The sequence below is a fragment of the Treponema sp. TIM-1 genome (genome assembly GCF_046533115.1).
GTDB lineage: Bacteria > Spirochaetota > Spirochaetia > Treponematales > Breznakiellaceae > JAIRMO01.
Genome location: NZ_JAJQRC010000001.1, coordinates 220,018 through 236,979, shown reverse-complemented (window position 1 = coordinate 236,979; position 16,962 = coordinate 220,018). Strand labels below are relative to the sequence as shown.

General features: G+C 50.8%; 15 protein-coding genes. 7 read left to right on the top strand and 8 right to left on the bottom strand.

All coding sequences use genetic code 11. The features are described 5' to 3' along the window. Positions 1-6 precede the first annotated feature (6 nt). The 6 genes from LQZ21_RS01040 to LQZ21_RS01015 form a co-directional block, all read right to left on the bottom strand. Entirely contained in the window at positions 7-1,026 is a 1,020-nt protein-coding gene (locus LQZ21_RS01040) for an ABC transporter permease (protein ID WP_411042237.1), read from the bottom strand. 114 nt (positions 1,027-1,140) lie between these two features. Beyond that, positions 1,141-2,277 carry a sugar ABC transporter substrate-binding protein gene (locus LQZ21_RS01035; RefSeq protein ID WP_411042236.1) on the bottom strand — a complete coding sequence of 379 codons (1,137 nt, stop codon included), beginning with the start codon at positions 2,275-2,277 and terminating at the stop codon, positions 1,141-1,143. A gap of 384 nt (positions 2,278-2,661) precedes the next feature. Further along, positions 2,662-3,621: an ABC transporter permease gene (locus tag LQZ21_RS01030; protein WP_411042235.1), complete on the bottom strand. Its 960-nt coding sequence runs from the start codon at positions 3,619-3,621 to the stop codon at positions 2,662-2,664. A 13-nt stretch (positions 3,622-3,634) separates the two neighbouring features. After that, entirely contained in the window at positions 3,635-4,606 is a 972-nt protein-coding gene (locus tag LQZ21_RS01025; protein WP_411042234.1) for an ABC transporter permease, read from the bottom strand. 34 nt (positions 4,607-4,640) lie between these two features. Next, entirely contained in the window at positions 4,641-6,098 is a 1,458-nt protein-coding gene (locus LQZ21_RS01020; RefSeq protein WP_411042233.1) for a sugar ABC transporter ATP-binding protein, read from the bottom strand. Positions 6,099-6,221: 123 nt separating this feature from the next. Next, positions 6,222-7,259, bottom strand: coding sequence for a sugar ABC transporter substrate-binding protein (locus LQZ21_RS01015; RefSeq protein ID WP_411042232.1), 1,038 nt, complete (start codon positions 7,257-7,259; stop codon positions 6,222-6,224). Positions 7,260-7,474: 215 nt separating this feature from the next. Between LQZ21_RS01015 and LQZ21_RS01010 the strand changes: the two genes are divergently transcribed. The 4 genes from LQZ21_RS01010 (at position 7,475) to LQZ21_RS00995 (ending at position 12,478) form a co-directional block, all read left to right on the top strand. Next, on the top strand, positions 7,475-8,815 hold the full coding sequence (locus tag LQZ21_RS01010; protein ID WP_411042231.1) for a hypothetical protein: 1,341 nt from the start codon (positions 7,475-7,477) through the stop codon (positions 8,813-8,815). A gap of 78 nt (positions 8,816-8,893) precedes the next feature. Continuing rightward, the gene (locus LQZ21_RS01005; protein WP_411042230.1) at positions 8,894-10,387 is read left to right on the top strand and encodes a xylulokinase; all 1,494 of its coding nucleotides are present in this window, start codon (positions 8,894-8,896) and stop codon (positions 10,385-10,387) included. Between the two features lie 17 nt (positions 10,388-10,404). Next, the gene (locus LQZ21_RS01000) at positions 10,405-11,424 is read left to right on the top strand and encodes a Gfo/Idh/MocA family oxidoreductase (RefSeq protein ID WP_411042229.1); all 1,020 of its coding nucleotides are present in this window, start codon (positions 10,405-10,407) and stop codon (positions 11,422-11,424) included. A 10-nt stretch (positions 11,425-11,434) separates the two neighbouring features. Then, positions 11,435-12,478, top strand: a complete 1,044-nt coding sequence (locus tag LQZ21_RS00995; RefSeq protein ID WP_411042228.1) for an alcohol dehydrogenase catalytic domain-containing protein — start codon at positions 11,435-11,437, stop codon at positions 12,476-12,478. A 47-nt stretch (positions 12,479-12,525) separates the two neighbouring features. Here the strand turns inward: LQZ21_RS00995 and LQZ21_RS00990 are convergent, their stop codons facing one another. Both LQZ21_RS00990 and LQZ21_RS00985 read right to left on the bottom strand, forming a co-directional pair. Continuing rightward, a complete protein-coding gene (locus LQZ21_RS00990; protein ID WP_411042227.1) occupies positions 12,526-13,500 on the bottom strand; it encodes a phosphotriesterase family protein in 975 nt (324 codons plus the stop codon). A 1-nt stretch (position 13,501) separates the two neighbouring features. Beyond that, on the bottom strand, positions 13,502-14,452 hold the full coding sequence (locus LQZ21_RS00985; RefSeq protein ID WP_411042226.1) for a phosphoglycerate dehydrogenase: 951 nt from the start codon (positions 14,450-14,452) through the stop codon (positions 13,502-13,504). A 144-nt stretch (positions 14,453-14,596) separates the two neighbouring features. Here LQZ21_RS00985 and LQZ21_RS00980 point away from each other — a divergent pair, with 144 nt between their 5' ends. The 3 genes from LQZ21_RS00980 to LQZ21_RS00970 are packed head-to-tail and all read left to right on the top strand — an operon-like array spanning position 14,597 to position 16,919. Then, positions 14,597-15,529, top strand: a complete 933-nt coding sequence (locus tag LQZ21_RS00980) for a shikimate dehydrogenase family protein (protein ID WP_411042225.1) — start codon at positions 14,597-14,599, stop codon at positions 15,527-15,529. Between the two features lie 16 nt (positions 15,530-15,545). Further along, complete coding sequence (locus tag LQZ21_RS00975; protein ID WP_411042224.1) at positions 15,546-16,136, top strand: glucose-6-phosphate isomerase family protein; 591 nt, start codon at positions 15,546-15,548, stop codon at positions 16,134-16,136. Positions 16,137-16,151: 15 nt separating this feature from the next. Next, complete coding sequence (locus LQZ21_RS00970) at positions 16,152-16,919, top strand: GntR family transcriptional regulator (RefSeq protein WP_411042223.1); 768 nt, start codon at positions 16,152-16,154, stop codon at positions 16,917-16,919. Positions 16,920-16,962 lie beyond the last annotated feature (43 nt).

The following is a 16,962-nucleotide window of genomic DNA, read 5'->3' as shown; positions in this document are numbered from 1 at the left end:
GTACTCCTATTTACTGATAACCTTGGCACCGTGGGCTACGGTAAGGGCCACTGCGGCGAGGATAATAACGCCTTCAATCCCCGTTCTGATATAAGGATTAACCCCGATAATCAAAAGGCCGTTGGCCAGAACCGTCATTATCAATACCCCTACTATGGTATTGATAACCCCTCCCTTCCCTCCGGCCAGGGAAGTACCGCCTACAACCACTGCAGTCTGGGCCGGAAACATAAGCCCCGTACCGACTCCAATTTGGCCTTGCCCCAGGCGTATGGCCCCCAGCATACCGGCAATACCGAAACAAAGTCCGGCCAGCATAAACACCTTTACCTTTACCCGGTTTACGCTTACCCCGACCGCGTGGAGGATCGATTCATCGGTACCGACCGCGTAAATATAACGCCCAAAGGCAGTAAATTCCTGAATAAATATACAGATAAGCAGCATCGCCAGGGCCACCCAGGTTATAAAGGGGACCCCCAAAAAGGCTATTTTGGGAAGCTGAGCCATAACCGGATCCAATATGGTAGGGGGCTGTCCCGAATAGGACAGGAGGCCGATGCCGCGGCATACATACATGAATGCAAATGAAACCATGAAGGACGGGATCCTGAAATAGACATGAATAAGCCCAATGATCAAACCGACGATCATGCTGGCAAGGACTGCCAGCAGAACGGCGCCGAACCCAAAATCAAAGGGGAACCGGCTATTCAGAGCGAAAACCCCCAATAGGGAAGCGGCCATTCCCACCGTACCATCAATCGAAAGGTCTATACTACCGATCATAATAACAAAGGTAAGCCCCAGGGCAACCAGCAGGGGAATAGCCAGTTGATTAAGGATCGCTTTGAAATTATTTACCGATGCAAAATCATGACCGCAAACAATTGAAAAAAACAGAATCATCACAGCCAACACGATCATCGGCGCAAACCGCATTATCCGTTCTTTCCGGTTACTTTTTTGTATTTTTAGGGAAAATTCTTCCGTAATAGACAGGGAAGATAGGGCTTTATCCGCCATGACGTTTATCTCCAATATTATAGATGTACAATAAAAGAGGGCAGGGTTATTATACCTTTCCCTGCCCTCCTGAATCAACATGATCTGAGGGTTAAACCCCGTAAAAAATCGTTTTTAGTCAGCCTTGCAATCAAAAGGACGCGAGAAGTCAAATTTCGGAACACTGGTCAGATATTCCTGGGCGTTACTTTTGGTAATGAGGAGCGCCGGAGTCGCAAACTCCCGGTACTCCCGGGGCAGGCTCTTGACATCCAGGAGACCGGTCCAGGCGGCATAGCATATCGCCAGGGTATATCCGCCCTGCAGATAGCCGTTGGAAGACACCGTCGCAATGGCATAACCGTCACGGACCGCTTCAACGATGTCCGTATTGGCGTCAACCCCTACGACTCCGACCTTCCCTTTTTTACCGACTTTGTCAAGGGCTTGGAGAGCGCCGGTGGCCATATTGTCGTTGGCGCACCAGATACCCCCCACATCGGGGGTTTGGGTCAGCCAGGTCTCAACCAGCCGAAGGGCTTCGGCGGTTGCCCAGTTACCGGTATCCCGGTTTACCACCTGAATATTGGGATATTCCTTAAGCGCCTTTTCAAGGCCCTGGGCACGGGCAATAGCGGCGGTATTCCCCAACATGCCTTCAACCACGAAGATCTTGCCACGGCCGCCCATATAGTCAAAGAGAGCCTTGGAAATGTTATAACCATTTATAACATTGTCCGGGGAGGTATGGATAACCCAGTTGGGAGTCAGATCCAAGGGTCCGACATCGTCGGGTTTATTCCAGGCGGTACCGATATAACCGCCGGAATCCGCCATGGCTTCCGCCAGAGGATAGGCGATGGCGTTTTCATTAGGATCGGAATAAACGATGGCATTGCCGTTTGCCTTTGCGGCGAATTGGCGCATATTATCGACTTCCTTGTCGTTGGATCCCCCCGAATCCAGTACCTGCATCTCATATTTCTGGCCGATGCTGCTTAGATAGGTGCCGAACATCTTCATGCCCTCATTGATGGTGGCGATGTAGGGATTCTCCAATCCACGGATAGAAACGGCCAGGTATACGGTCGTATTCAGTTTGTTTTTGGGAATATTAGCGGGGTTAATAGTAAAATTTTTCAGATCCGTCTGGGTAACCGCGGCGGCACCGGTACCGGCGCCAGCAGCCGAAGAATCGCTTTTCCCGCCGCCAAAGACCGTCGCCGTGACCATGATCAAAAGGCAGCTCAAAACCAATAGAAATTTTTTCATTGCTTCTCCTCTCCTTATAAGGTTTATGTAATTACATATTAACATAATTACAAAACTATAATAAAACGACTTTTTGTCTTTGTCAACAGTCTTTTCCTGAAATCGTAATTTAAAAACGAATGGAATTTTCCAAAAACTTCACTTTGGGGAAAACTTACCTGATACAAGGAGTATTTAACGGAGTCTCCCGATTCGGGAGGAGGCCAAGGGATTATATACGGCGGCGGGAAGCGGTTTTCCCGCCGGAAAGGGCACAGTCGGCCGGTAAGCCCTCCCTTCAAGTAGGTTGGGGAACGATCCGCCCCGGAGTGCTTTCTCGGTGGGTCTATACGAATGGCAAAGGCATACGGCTTTTCCTGCAAGGGGTGCGATTTTTTATCGTCGCTAAACCTTTCCCATTTCCCGTAAATTTTTTAGGTTGAGATAACCGTCCATCACAATCACCGCCACCAGAATAAGACCCACGATAACATTCTGAAGCTGGGTCTTCATCTGCAAAAGATTGAACATATTGGTCAAGAGGGACATAAACATAACGCCGAAAAGCGCCCCCAGGGGGGAACCTTTACCCCCCGCAAAACTGCCGCCCCCAACAACACAGGCGATTATACAGGTCATATGTATACTCCCCCCAATATATTGGCTGGGACTTTGAATACGCGCCGTTGTTAAAAGACCGCCCAGGGCGGCAAGAAAACCTGACAGGGCAAAAGAAATAAAAATGATCTTTCTATCATTGATGCCTATAAGGCGGGATGCCTCCCGGTTGCCCCCTACAAAGTATAAATGCCTTCCCGCTCTCGTTTGTTTAAGAAATAAAGTAAACACCACAAGGAGAATCAGCATGATCCACGTCATATAATAGAGCCCGATTATTTTTCCCTCTCCCAATTCGATAAAATCCGGTGAAAATTTGGTAAGGGTCCTGACATGATCCCACAAGGTCATGGCGGCGCCAAAACCGATAAACTGGGTTCCTATGGTCGCGATGAGGGCGTTAATCTTCAATATCGAAACGAAAAATCCATTAAGGCAGCCCAGAACCAGACCGGCCAATAATACCAGCGTAATATTCAACGCAAAGGGAAGGCCGTCCAGGGAAAATTCACCGGAGAGAATACCGGCCAACAGCATTGTGGAACCGATGGATAGATCAAAATACCCACAAATAAGAAGAAACATCATACCGAAGGCCATGATGGTTATGGGAGCTATGCTTGCCTGCAGGGAATCCAGATTACCCCGGGTCCAGAACACGCCGCCCGTCACCGTCAGCAAGATCACCAAAAGAACAACAATGACGGCCGAAATAAACTCATCACGTTTTAACAAGGCTTTTATCATGGTATTACCTTCTTTACGCTCTTTTTACGTTCATGCTGACATCAAGGTATATCGCAAGAATAAGCACAATGCCCATTATGACATGCTGTACATAGGTATGGACATTAAAAGAGGTCATGCCGTTTTGCAGCGTAAAGACAAAGAAAATCCCCAGCATGGTTCTGACCATGCTGCCCCTTCCGCCAAAAATACTAGCGCCCCCTATAACCGCCGCGGTAATAATATTAACCTCCAGGTTGTTGCCTACGGATACATTCGGATGGGCAAGTCGTGCGGTCATCAGGACGCCGCCAAAGGCGGAAAACATTGCGGAAACAACAAAACAAACACATTTGACAATGCCGGCATTAAGACCGTAAAGCACACTGGTATTGACGTTTTGCCCTATATAATATAATTGTTTCAAAAACCTTGACTTATACAAAAATATCTCCAGGATAAGGGCGCTTAGGATCATCGCGATAATGGTCCAGCGGACGCCGAAAACGTTCATCGAAACAAATCCCCGGGCCCCCATTGCAAGCTGTCTGCCGGAGAACCGGTTCACCAGTATCCAAACCACGCCCCGTACCGCCATCATGACCCCTATGGTAACCATCATGGAGTTAAGCTTGAATTTTACAATCAGAAAACCCGTTACCAGCCCAATAAGCCCCGCGGTAAGCATGGCAAGAATTATGGCGGGAACCACCGGCATCCTGTATAAAAAAACGAAAAAACTCATCATGGCGCCGCCAAAACCGAACAGGGAACCAACCGACATATCCAGTTCACCCATGATGATAAGCAGGGTAAACCCGATGGCGGCAAAGTAATAAAAAGATACGTTGAATAAAATAGAGTGGACATTATTAAAGGTTAAGAAATTTTCTTTCGCCACGGAGAGAAATACAAACAACACCAGCGTCAGATATATAATAATCCATGAACCAAAATCAAACCGTCTTTTCCCATTAGCCGAGAGGCGGCGGACCAAATCTGTCATCGGGCCAAGCTCCTTTGGGGAATTCGGTTTCCCCTCATAAAGTTCCGACTGTTGCATAACGCATTATCGCCTGTTCGGTATATTCGCCGCAGGAAAGCTCCCCTGCCATGGAATTATTCCGCATTATCAGTATTCTGTCACAGAGGCACATCAACTCAGGCAGTTCGGAACTGAATACAATAATGCCTACGCCCTTCGCCGCTATCTCAAACAAAAATTTCTGTATCTCCGTCTTGGCTCCCACATCTATACCCCGAGTCGGTTCATTGACAATAAGGATTTCGGGTTTCGGGACAAGGCACATGGAAAGCATTACCTTTTGCTGATTACCCCCGCTCAGATTCCGGGGCGGTGTTTTAAGCGAGGATAAGGCGATTGAGAATTTATCAACATACTCCAAAGAAATTTTTTCACGGTTTCTGAAATTGATAAAGCCGAATTTAGTTGAAATTTTTGAAAGAATGGGAAGGGATAAATTATCGGTTACCGCCATATTGAGGAGGAGTCCCGCAAGCTTCCGGTTGTTGTTAAGGTACATCACATTTTCACGGATCATGTTTCGGGGATTCACCGTATTGATCTTTTTCCCCTTGACAAAAATTTCTCCGGTATCTTTATGTTCAAGGCCGTACATCATCCTTGAAAGTTTGGTTACCCCTGATCCTTCAAGTCCAAACACCCCAAGGACCTCCCCCCGGTGAAGGGCTAGATCCGTCGTATTAAGGGCATTCTTCTTTGCCAGCCCCCTCACTTCGAGTACAACAGCCCCTCCCGGGTTTCCCGGTTCTATCTTTATTTTATATAAGCTTCCGCTTAAATCTCTGCCGACCATATTGTTAATCAAATCGTTTTCCGTAATCCGGCCGTCGTTAACCAGGGTCGTTACCAGTTTTCCGTCCCTGAGGATCGTAATGCGATCCGAAATCTGCATTATTTCCTTAAGCCGATGAGAGATATATACAATGGTTATACCTTCATCTTTCAAGTGTTTCAAAATATTCATCAAAGAATCGGTTTCACGATTGTTGAGGCCAGAAGTTGGTTCATCAAGGATAATCACCTTGGGCTGGGCCACAATACAGCGAAGAATTTCCACCATCTGCTGCCCCGCCAGAGTTACCGACGCAAGGGGCGTATCGGGTTTGATGGTTTTAAGCCCGAACATTTCAAGCTTTTTCTTTGCTTCTTCATACAGTTTTTTATAATCAATCTTCCCCATTTTTTTAAAATCATAATTCGGATAGATATTCTCCGCCACGGTAAGGTTTTCAAAGACCGCCAGTTCTTGATGCACCATGTGGATCCCCATCGAATGAGCCACTGCCGGCCGGTAGGACTTTGGTTTTTGACCATCTAGTTCTATAAAACCCGTGTCAGGTATTTCTTCCCCGCTGATTATTTTTACCAGCGTACTTTTCCCCGCACCGTTCTCACCGAGGATAGTATGAATTTCACCTTTTTTTATCGCAAAATGTATGTCCCGCAACGCCATAATAACGCCGTAACTTTTTGATATATTACTGATTGTTAAAAAATCGGTATCGGACATTGAGCTTATTCTCCGGGCGGACACGGGGAACCGTTCAACGCGGTCCCCCATGTTTTGTTCAATCGGCTAATGATACAACGGCGTATCGTAAGAGTCCATCTGATTATGATCAAAGTCGTTGACATTATCCTTAGTGATAATGACATTGCCCGTATACACCTGTTTCGGGTAAACGCTTATTCCGGCGGCATTGTTGTTGGCGGTAATCGGAATGTCAAAGAAACCGTACTTGGTGATGTTTTCCAGGAACTGCACGGCAAGATAGCACATCATGGCCGTTCTGTTGGTAAGGGCGGCGTTGATATATCCACTCTTGATAAATTCAAGCATAGCATCTTCACGGTCGGCGCAAATAACCGTCAAGGAACCGGGGGCCATACCAAGTTCTTCCATTGCGGTGGCAATCCCCGCGCCGCAGGCGGAATCAAGTCCGACAAAGGCGGTGGCATCGGGATGCAGGTTGAGCAGGTCCTTGGCGGCTCGCAGGGATGTTTCCGCGTCGGCGTCACTGTCTTGGTCGCCTACAATCTGCCAGCCGGTACCGGCAAGGATCTCCTTAAGCCCGATAAATTTCTGATCAATATTGGTAGAACCCCAGTTCCCGATAACCAACAATTTGCCCGAATTACCGCCATACTGTAACAGCAGTTCCGCGGTTTCACGTCCGGCGTCCACATTGTCAAGGCCGATATACAGGTCCCCGAATTCGCCGCTTTCCGCTTCCACCAGGATGATGGGAATGCCGGCCTCCTGGGCCTTGATGATTCCGGGATTCATGGCAGGGTCCCAAGCCACGGTGATAATTCCCGCGGGTTTTCGTGGAATAATCTGTTCAAGGGCCTGCGCAGCAGGGGTTGAGTTCCAATCATCCCCGCCTTGCTGGATTATTTCACAATTAAATTGCTCGGCAGCATATTTGAAACCAAGGTGCATATCATAGCAGTAGGGCTGCCCAAGCCCCGGCGCGATATAATAGTAGGTCTGTCGGGGAACCTCGGCGGTAGCCGTGGCGGTGGTCTCGACGGGTTTAGCCTCTGAACAGGCCATAAAAATCAGCGCCGCAATACTGCAAACCAGCAACACTGAAAACATTTTCTTTTTCATTGTTTCCTCCTCAAATGTAAAAATGTATTATCATTATGATAAACACAAAATTACCGGCTGTCAACTGTTTTTTTAACGAAATAAAAAAATCGACCATATCTTACATTAATGTCAATATGTAATTACATAATGTCAAACCTATTGCCTTTTTGCTGAAAGGATTGTATTATTCTGAATGGTCAAAGACCGTAATACGGATGAAAAGGAGCTTCCCTATGAGAACAATCCTTTTGCCCTTGTATTTTACCGAGGCGAATGAACGGGAAAACGGCGAGCGTCGGCAGCAGCTTGCGGTTTTGAAGGAACTCTACGGGGACGAGGCGGAATTCCTCCCGGAACAAGCCCTGGGAACGGAAATCCCCGGGATTGTGGATGCCCTTCTTTTTCCCCAGCTGATCGGCGCCATTTTTTCCCATAAAGCGGAATTGGCCGCCATCCGCATCCCTATTGTGGTATTAACCTCCTCCTTTGGTACCGTGGAGATGTGGGATTGGGAAATAGTGAGTTATCTCCGGCTCCAACTAAAACTCAATGTCTTTACCCCCTATAATGTGGATCTTGCCAAGGTAATCCTCCGTTCCCTCGCGGCAAAAAAACTCATGCAGGGGGGTGTCAATTTCCTCATGTTTCAGGATGAGCCGGGAGAGGGGATGCAGGCCTATATCTTCAAACGTTTTTACTGGTGGGAAGCCGAATGTACCCGCTTTATTGAAGATGCCTTTGGTATCAAGATCCTTTACCAAAGCTGGAAGGGAGTAAACGAGCGGGCCCGGGAAATACCTGACCAGGATGCAACGGCCCTATGGGAGCAGTGGACCGTTCCGACGGAAGACCTCCCCCGGGAATCGGTTATCAAGGCGGTCAAACTCTACCTGGCCATAAAAGAAGTGATAGATAAAACGGGAAATGTATACGGTGTTGGGGGTAACTGCCTTAACGAATCCTTCCACTCCGATACCACCCCCTGCCTGGCCTGGAACTGGATTTTTGAACATGATCGGCTCATCTGGGCCTGTGAGGGGGATACGGTTACTTTGATCAGTAAATTCATCCTCTATTCCGGCCTTAAACGGCCCATGATGATGACCAATATTTATCCCTTCCTGGTGGGGATGGCGGCGCTGAAGCACGAAGGGATCGATACCTTTCCGGACATCGACGACCCCGACAACCACGCCCTGGGGGTACACTGCGGGTACTTCGGGTTTGCCCCCCAGAGTTTTTGTACCCATTGGGTTATGCGGCCAAAGGCCCTGGCCATTGTCAATGACCATGCCGTGGTTATTGACTGCCGGATAAAAACAGGGCCCGTCACCATGGCAAAACTCCAATCGGATATGAAGGGACTCACCATTATCGAGGCCGAAATTGAAGACTATGTACAGTATCCCGGTTCGGACTGCCGTAACGGGGCCCTGATCCGATATAAAAACAAAAGCGGCCATAGGGTGATGGAAGAGTTGTCTTCCCATCACGCAATCATCATCCAGGGGGATATTACCCACGAACTGGTTCAGATGGCCAAAGTGTACGGGTTTACTACCCGGATAGTATAAGGGCTCTGAAAACTTCAGTTTCCGGAGCTTCCCCTCAATTTTTACTACCGCCATGGCTGCGGGATACAGGAGGCGCTTATGGCCGTATATCTTATCGCGGTGGACATCGGAACCCAGGGTACCAAAGCCGCCCTGTTTAACCCGGAAATGACCGCCCTCGGTTCCGCTTTCGAGGCTTCCCGGCTTATTCAGCCTGAAATCGGAACGGTCTGGCAGGAGGCGGAAGATATCTACGGTTCGGTGATCCGGGTAATCAAAGGGCTGCTGGAAGAACAGGGGGTAAAGGGGGGTGAAGTCGCGGCCATTGGTATTGACTCGCAGATGGCCGGGATCATGGGTATAGACCGGGATGGAGAGGCGGCAACCTACTATGATTCCTGGCTTGACACCCGCTGCAAAAAGTACGTAACCCTGATGCGGGAACATTCCGAAGATCGGATCATTGAATTGACCGGCGGACCGGTTACCTATACCCACGGACCAAAGATCCTCTGGTGGAAGTACGAAAATCCGACAGAGTATCAGCATACGGCAAAGTATGTACTTCCCCACGCCTATGTGGTGGGTAAACTATGCGGCCTCTCCGCGGAGGAATCCTATTTTGACTGGACCCATCTGCAGTACTCAGGGTTTGCGGATAACCTCCGTAAAGAATGGAGTGAAGAGCTTTTATCCGCCTTTGATATACCCAGGGAGAAGATGGCCCGGATCGTGTCCCCCTTTGAGGTGGTGGGAAAGATAAGTGCCGCCACTGCCGGCCTCACCGGCCTGGCCGCTGGCATTCCCGTAGTCGCCGGCGCCGGGGATACGGCGGCTTCGATTTTTGGGGCGGGACTTTTTGGGCAGGATGAGGTTCTGGACTGTGCCGGTACGGCCTCGGTGTTCTGCTGCGGGGCGGACTCCTTTTCACCGGATGTACGCCATAAAACCATGACCATGATGCGTTCCCCCGAAGACGGCCGGTGGTTTCCCCTGGCCTACATCAATGGAGGCGGTCTCTGTGTTCGTTGGTTCAGGGATTTCTTTACCGGTACCCCTCCCCTTTCCTATGCGGAACTTGAGGAAGATGCGGGTAAACTTCCCGCGGGCAGCGAGGGACTTATTTTTGTTCCCCATTTCGCGGGCAGGGTGCTTCCGGCAAACCCGGTGCTCAAGGGCAGTTTTACGGGTCTGGATTTTAAACACTCCCGGGGGCACCTCTTCCGGGCCGTCATGGAAGGTATCGCCTACGAATATGCCTTCTACCTGTCGGTACTACGGGACCTCTACCCCAAAGGCGATTTCCGCCGTATGACCGCCACCGGCGGCGGTTCAAAGTCGGATCTGTTTGTTTCTATAAAGGCGGATGTTCTGGGACTTTCCGCAGTGCGGTCCATTGTGGGGGATACGGCCCTGGTGGGCAGCGCCGTGATCGCCGCCTGCGGCGCCGGGGTCCTGACCGATTACCGGGGGGCCGTCAGAAAAACCATCAAGGAGGAAACACCTATACCCTATAGCCAAGATCGGCATGAACAATACCAACCCATAATACAAAAATATCTTAAAACCATAGATGCCCTGAGTGCTATTTAAGGAGGAATGATCGCTATATGAAAGATACTATCGGTTTATGTCTCATCGGTGCCGGCCGGGCGGGGATGATCCACGGGCGGAATTTCGCTTCCCGGGTGCCCCACGCAAAAATGGTCGCCGTAAGCGATACGGTGGAAGAAAGCGCCCGTTCGGCGGCGGGTGAATTAGGGATAGATACCTGGTATACCGATTACCGGCAGGCCCTGGAAAATCCCGCGGTGGATGCGGTCATTGTGGTTACCCCCACCAAATTCCACCATGATATCGTGATCGAAGCCGCCGGGGCGGGAAAACATATCCTCTGTGAAAAACCCATGGCCATGACCCGGGAAGAATGTCAGGGGATGATCGACGCCGTCAAAAAAAACAAGGTCAAGCTTCAGATTGGATTTATGCGCCGTTTTGACGCCAATTTTCGCCGGGCAAAGGAAATTGTGGATTCCGGGGAAATCGGGGCGGTGGTAAGCGTAAAATCCCTTACCCGGGGTCCCAGCACCCCCCAGGAGTGGATGTACGATATCCATAAGAGCAACGGTCCCCTGGCGGAGGTAAACAGCCACGATATTGATACCCTGCGCTGGTTCACCGGAAGCGAAGCGGCAAGCCTCTACGCCATGGCGGGTAATTACCGCTGTGAGGCTGCCCGGGAGCAATACCCCGATTTTTACGATACCGTCTTAATGAATGTGAGGATGAAAAACGGCATGATGGGTAATATTGATGGCGCCCAGGGTGTTCAGTACGGATATGACGCCCGGGTCGATATTCTGGGTACCCATGGAAGTCTCCATATCGGAGGGCTTATGGGCGGTACGACCCTTACCTATACCAAAGACCACCGGATGTCGGCCGATGTGATCCGGAGCTGGACAAATCTTTTTTATGAAGCCTATGTCAACGAAGACATCAGTTTTATCGGGGCTATCCGGGAAGACCGGGAGCCGGAGGTATGCGGCCTGGACGGCATGATGGCGGTGGACATCGTGCGGGCCGGTAACGAGTCCATTCAACAGGGACAAATAATTTATCTGTCATAAGGAGTTAACCATGTATGGGGCAAAATTGTACGGCGCCAACGATATACGGATAGGGGAGTTTCCCCTTCCCGTGATAGGGGATGATGAAATTCTCCTCAAAACCTCCGCCGCGGCGATCTGCGGGACGGACCTCCGGATGATAGCCAACGGCTATAAGGGAGTGGACCCGGAACATCCCCTGGTTTTAGGCCATGAGATCAGCGGGATTATCGAAAAAACCGGAAAAAACGTGAAGGGTTACCGGGAAGGAATGCGGGTGGCCCTGGCCCCAAATATCGGCTGCGGTATCTGCGATTGGTGTGTTACCGGTGACACCCATCTTTGTCCCGATTACCAGGCCTTCGGCATCAATATGGACGGCGGCTTTGCGGAGTATGTGCGGATCCCCCATAACGCCATTATCCAGGGCAATATCATGATCCTGGATGAAGCTCTTCCCCTGGATACGGCGGCCCTCTTTGAACCCATGTCCTGCGTGTTTAACGGTCAGGAACGAACCGGCATACGCCTCAACGATAAGGTACTGATCATCGGTGCGGGACCCATCGGTATCATGCACGCCCTTTTGGCCAAGGCGAAGGGCGCGGCGGAGATATACATCCGGGATATTTCCCGGGAACGGATGGAACAGTGTACCCGTCTCGTGGAAGGTTCCCTTCCCATTGATGCGGAAAACCTGGAAGAAGCGGTAAAGGACCTGACCCGCGGCCGGTTGATGGATGTCTGTATTACCGCCTGTCCCGCGCCGGCGGCCCAGATCGACGCCCTCAAGGTAACGGGCATGAACGGGCGGATCCTCTTTTTCGGCGGACTTCCCGCGGGCAAGGAGGAGGTAACCATCAACACCAACCTCATCCACTACCGCCAGCTTTCCATCCACGGTTCCACCCGGGGAAACGTGCGCCAATACCGGGAGGTGGCGAAAATGGTCATGGCGGGGAACCTTGACCTGGGAAAATTAATTTCCCGGCGTTTCCCCCTCGCCGGCTTTATCGAAGCCGTGGCTTACGCGAAAAAGGCGGAGGGACTTAAAACGGTTATCAGTTTTGCATGACCGGAGTTTCGGTAAAAAAGAAGCATGCTACGGAAATCCCCGAAGTCTCAAGATTCCGCCGGCTCCGGGCTAGTCCGGGCAAAGATCCGGGCGGGGTTCCCCTCAAAAAAAGCCCCTATCTGGGTTTCCGAAACGCCCCGGCGCCGCAACAGGGGGATAAATTCATCCCGGATATAGGAAAGACCGGGGGTACCTCCATAGCTGCGGAGCCGCGCCCGGGTGGTGTCCAGGGACATGAGGAGCTGGTTTTCATATTCCGCTTCCAGCATTTCGGTAATAATTGCCACTTCCCGCTCATCATCGTGATATTTGGGGCGGCCGATGGTATCGTACTCCAGGGTTATTCCCCGTCCGCAGATCTCCCGGTGGACGGCAATATCCGCTACCGCCCGATCCAGGTGACAAAAGATCAAAGCGTTGGGGGCCAGGCCCTGTTTGAAGAGATAGTCGGATAAGCCCACAGGATCGGAACCCTTTTCTATATGCGCCATAAGGGCACAGCCGCAAACCTTGGCGGCTTCCGCGGCGGCGGCGAACAATTTTTGATAGCGGGGGGTAAGACCTTCCGCATCCAGGGCGGTTTTGATCTGTCCGGCCCGGCCGGGACCTTGATTCCGGGGATAAGACCTATCCCCGTCCAGGTACATTCCCCCCTGCAGTTCCTCGATAAAAAGCCGGGTCAGTTCATCCGTGCCCGCCCTATGGATCCAATGCCCCTCAGAATAGTAGGCCATTTTATGAAACCCGGTGGAGGCGATGATCCGGACCCCGCTTTTCTGCGAAATCTCCCGAAGTACCAAAGCATCCCTGCCGCAGCCGAGGGGCTGGGCGTCAACCAGGGCGTCTCCCCCGGCCTTGCGGTATAATTCCGCCTCCTCCCGGCCCTTTTCCCGATCATCTATCCGTTCTTCCGGTTTTACCGGAAAATCGCCGGCGCCGGTAATACACAAATGTTCGTGACTTTGGCAAAATCCAAGCTCCCCCGGGGCAATATCCCCAAGGACCGTGGTAATGACTTTCATATTACCTCACTAGGTAGGGACAATCCCTGCCGGAAAGGACATCGATAAGGTTTTGTACCGATAGGGATGCCATGGCAGCGGTGGCTTCCCTAGTATGGGAAGCCGTATGGGGGGTTAACACCACGTTATCCAGGGTAAAGAGGGGGGACTCTTTTGGGGGCTCCTCCTCATATACATCAATACCCAGCCCCCCCAAATGGCCGGATTGGAGAAGTTCATAGGCCGCCTGCTCGTCGATAAGGCCGCCCCGGGCGGTGTTGACCATGATCACCCCCGGTTTCATCCTTTTCATTACCTCCCCGGATATAATATGCCGGGTCTCCGCGGTAAGGGGCAGGTGCAGACAGAGAAAATCCACCCTCGTGACCAGGGTATCAAAATCAGCGGCGACGATGCCTTGGGCTTTGGCGTAGGCTTCATCCATATAGGGATCGTAGGCCATAATATGCATGGCAAAACCGGCGGCCCGCTTTGCCACCGCCTTGCCGATGGCGCCGAGGCCTAGGATACCCATGGTTTTGCCGTACAACTCAACGCCGGTGGAACGGGGCCATCGGCCTTGTCGGGTATTTCGATCCAGGAAAGGTATCCGGCGGGCAACGGAAAGGATCAAGGCTATGGTTAAATCCGCCACTGCCTGGGCATTAACTCCGGGGGTATTACAGACCAGGATACCCTTTGCCCGGGCCGCCTCCAGATCCAGGCGGTCAACACCGGCGCCGTAGCGGGAAATTACCCGCAGGGAGGGGCTTTGCTCGATCACCTTTTTGGTGATAAAGTCAAGGCCCGCAATATAACCCTCACAGCCTTCCAGCAGGGGGATAAGCTCATCTTCGGTAAGGGGCCTTCCGTGGGGATTAAAAACCACCCTATCGGCAAAGCGGTTTAATTGTTCCAGAGCCGGATTGGGATGAACCGGATTTAAAGAGGTGGCGGTAACCAGTACTTTCATAAAAACTCCCTGATATATTATGTAATTACATAATATCATTATTACTTAGCATGTCAATTCTCTTTACATTTTATTACTTATGGAGTATTATTCAAGTAGCAATGTAACTACATAATGACAACTTGTGCGAAAGGAGAATACGCTATGCCGAGTCTAAAGGCAGCAGAGCTTCCGACTTTTTATTTTATTGGGGTAACCACGGGACAATCCTCAATTATGCGGGTATTTCCCAAATGGGCAAAAGCCCTGGGGCTTGACGCCGTTATCCGGGGAATAGATCTATCCCTTCATGCTCCGGTGGAGGATTATCGAAGGGCCACCGGTTTTTTAAAGGAGGATCCCCTTTCCCTGGGGGCCCTGGTGACCACCCACAAGCTGGATCTCTACCGGGCCTGCCGGGATATGTTTGATTATATTGACCCCTATGCGGAAAAATTGGAGGAAGTTTCCTCTCTTTCAAAAAAGGACGGGGCCTTTTGTGCTCACGCCAAGGATCCTATCTCAAGCGGATTAGCCCTGGAGTCCTTTGTGCCCCCTGATTTTTGGGTCAACCATGGAGGTGAAGTCCTGCTTCTGGGAGCGGGGGGGAGTTCCCTGGCCATGTCCCTGTATTTTTCCCAGGAACGATTTGGAAACAACGTCCCCCGGCGTATAAGCATCGCGAACCGCAGCGGACCCCGGCTAAAATCCGCGGCAGCCGCTTTACAGGGGCTTAACCCGAAAATCGATTTTCGGTTTTTACATTGCCCCACTCCGGCGGATAACGATAAACTTATTGCCGCCCTACCCCCCTATTCCCTGGTGGTCAATGCCACCGGCCTCGGCAAGGATGCCCCCGGCTCTCCTACCACCGACGCCGTCTCATATCCCGAAAACAGCCTGGTATGGGAGATCAACTACCGGGGGAATCTGATTTTTAAACACCAGGCGGAGGCTCAGAAAGAAACGAAAAACCTCCATGTGGAAGACGGGTGGAATTATTTTATCCATGGATGGACCCAGGTAATCGCCGAAGTTTTTCATATACCTATTGACCGGCAGATATTGGAACGATTAAGTGCTATCGCAAAAGAATGAAGTGGAGGCAGATGAAATGGCGGAAAAAGCAAACTATGATTGGGTCCGGGGTTTTTTACTGGACTTTTCCCTGACGGACGGATTATCCCGGAATGCGGTATCTACCAAGCGCTACCTTTCCCAGATGAAGGGTATGTATAACGATACGGCGGCCTTTGAAAAAGCAGTGACCGGAGGGGATCCCCTGGTGTATGAGTTTTATGAACTTGGCGCGCCGCAAAATCCCGCCGATCTTGCCTTTGGTACCTCCATCACCTATCCCGGAAAAATCGGTAATGAATATTTTATGACCAAAGGACATTTCCATACGATCCTTGAAACCGCGGAGGTGTACTATACTTTATCGGGAGAAGGGGGTATGCTCGTAGAGAACCCCGAGGGGGACACGGAATTTTATCCGATGGAACCGGGTAAGGTTATCTATGTGCCCCCGCGTTATGCCCACCGTACAATAAATACCGGGAAGGTTCCCCTGGTTTCTTTTTTTGTTTTTCGCGGGGATGCGGGTCACAATTACGCTACCATCGAGACCAAGGGCTACCGTAAATTGGTGGTTGAAGGAGACGACGGTAAGTTTCGGGTCATAGATAATCCCCGATGGGGGTAGGGGTAAAGGAGTCTTATGGACAGCATATTCACCTCAATCAAACTGGACAAAAATATACCGATACCCCTTTATTATCAGTTAAAAAAACAGATCCTTACGCTAATTGAAAATGCCGCTATTCAGAAAGGGGGTATGCTTCCACCGGAAAATGAGCTTTGTGAAGCCCTCAATGTTTCCCGGCCCACCATACGCCAGGCATTAAGTGAGCTGGTAAACGAAGGCTACCTAAACCGCTATAAGGGCAAGGGGACCTTCGTATCCAGTCCGAAGGTGGAGGAGCGTTTTTTAAGTAAACTGGAAACCTTTAACCAGGAGATGAAATCCAAAGGCCTTACCCCCCAAACCAAGGTGATAGGACTTGAAAAATTTACCGGCCCCCATGAGGCCAATGAAAAATTAGGGCTCCCTCTGGACGCGCCCCTGATTTATCTGAGCCGGGTACGTTTGGCCGATAGGGTACCCCTGGTTTATGTGGAAACCTTTTTGCCCTACGAACCATACCAAAAACTTATGGAGGTTGATTTTACCGTTAATTCCCTCTACCAATCTTTGGAAGAGATCTACCATGTAAGAGTTAACCGGGTACGCCGGGAAATTGAGGCGATCAACGCCCGCCGCAAAGAGGCGGAACTTTTACAAATCGCCAAAAACAAAGCCCTTATCCTGGTTAAAACCCTTGCTTCCTCCGATGATGCCCCCATGCCGGTAGAATTTTCCGTCGCCCGCTACCGGGGGGATCGCAACAAATTCAGTGTGGATATCCTGGGGTACTATTATTCCTGACGCCCCCGGGCAAAAGCAAATGGTTTTGCCCCGTCTAACGCCC

What these genes read in the sequence shown, in the direction of transcription:
- LQZ21_RS01040 (WP_411042237.1), bottom strand. Translation starts at nt 1,026, where the DNA reads ATGGCGGATAAAGCCCTATCTTCCCTGTCTATTACGGAAGAATTTTCC.
- LQZ21_RS01035 (WP_411042236.1), bottom strand. Translation starts at nt 2,277, where the DNA reads ATGAAAAAATTTCTATTGGTTTTGAGCTGCCTTTTGATCATGGTCACG.
- LQZ21_RS01030 (WP_411042235.1), bottom strand. Translation starts at nt 3,621, where the DNA reads ATGATAAAAGCCTTGTTAAAACGTGATGAGTTTATTTCGGCCGTCATT.
- LQZ21_RS01025 (WP_411042234.1), bottom strand. Translation starts at nt 4,606, where the DNA reads ATGACAGATTTGGTCCGCCGCCTCTCGGCTAATGGGAAAAGACGGTTT.
- LQZ21_RS01020 (WP_411042233.1), bottom strand. Translation starts at nt 6,098, where the DNA reads ATGGCGTTGCGGGACATACATTTTGCGATAAAAAAAGGTGAAATTCAT.
- LQZ21_RS01015 (WP_411042232.1), bottom strand. Translation starts at nt 7,259, where the DNA reads ATGAAAAAGAAAATGTTTTCAGTGTTGCTGGTTTGCAGTATTGCGGCG.
- LQZ21_RS01010 (WP_411042231.1), top strand. Translation starts at nt 7,475, where the DNA reads ATGAGAACAATCCTTTTGCCCTTGTATTTTACCGAGGCGAATGAACGG.
- LQZ21_RS01005 (WP_411042230.1), top strand. Translation starts at nt 8,894, where the DNA reads ATGGCCGTATATCTTATCGCGGTGGACATCGGAACCCAGGGTACCAAA.
- LQZ21_RS01000 (WP_411042229.1), top strand. Translation starts at nt 10,405, where the DNA reads ATGAAAGATACTATCGGTTTATGTCTCATCGGTGCCGGCCGGGCGGGG.
- LQZ21_RS00995 (WP_411042228.1), top strand. Translation starts at nt 11,435, where the DNA reads ATGTATGGGGCAAAATTGTACGGCGCCAACGATATACGGATAGGGGAG.
- LQZ21_RS00990 (WP_411042227.1), bottom strand. Translation starts at nt 13,500, where the DNA reads ATGAAAGTCATTACCACGGTCCTTGGGGATATTGCCCCGGGGGAGCTT.
- LQZ21_RS00985 (WP_411042226.1), bottom strand. Translation starts at nt 14,452, where the DNA reads ATGAAAGTACTGGTTACCGCCACCTCTTTAAATCCGGTTCATCCCAAT.
- LQZ21_RS00980 (WP_411042225.1), top strand. Translation starts at nt 14,597, where the DNA reads ATGCCGAGTCTAAAGGCAGCAGAGCTTCCGACTTTTTATTTTATTGGG.
- LQZ21_RS00975 (WP_411042224.1), top strand. Translation starts at nt 15,546, where the DNA reads ATGGCGGAAAAAGCAAACTATGATTGGGTCCGGGGTTTTTTACTGGAC.
- LQZ21_RS00970 (WP_411042223.1), top strand. Translation starts at nt 16,152, where the DNA reads ATGGACAGCATATTCACCTCAATCAAACTGGACAAAAATATACCGATA.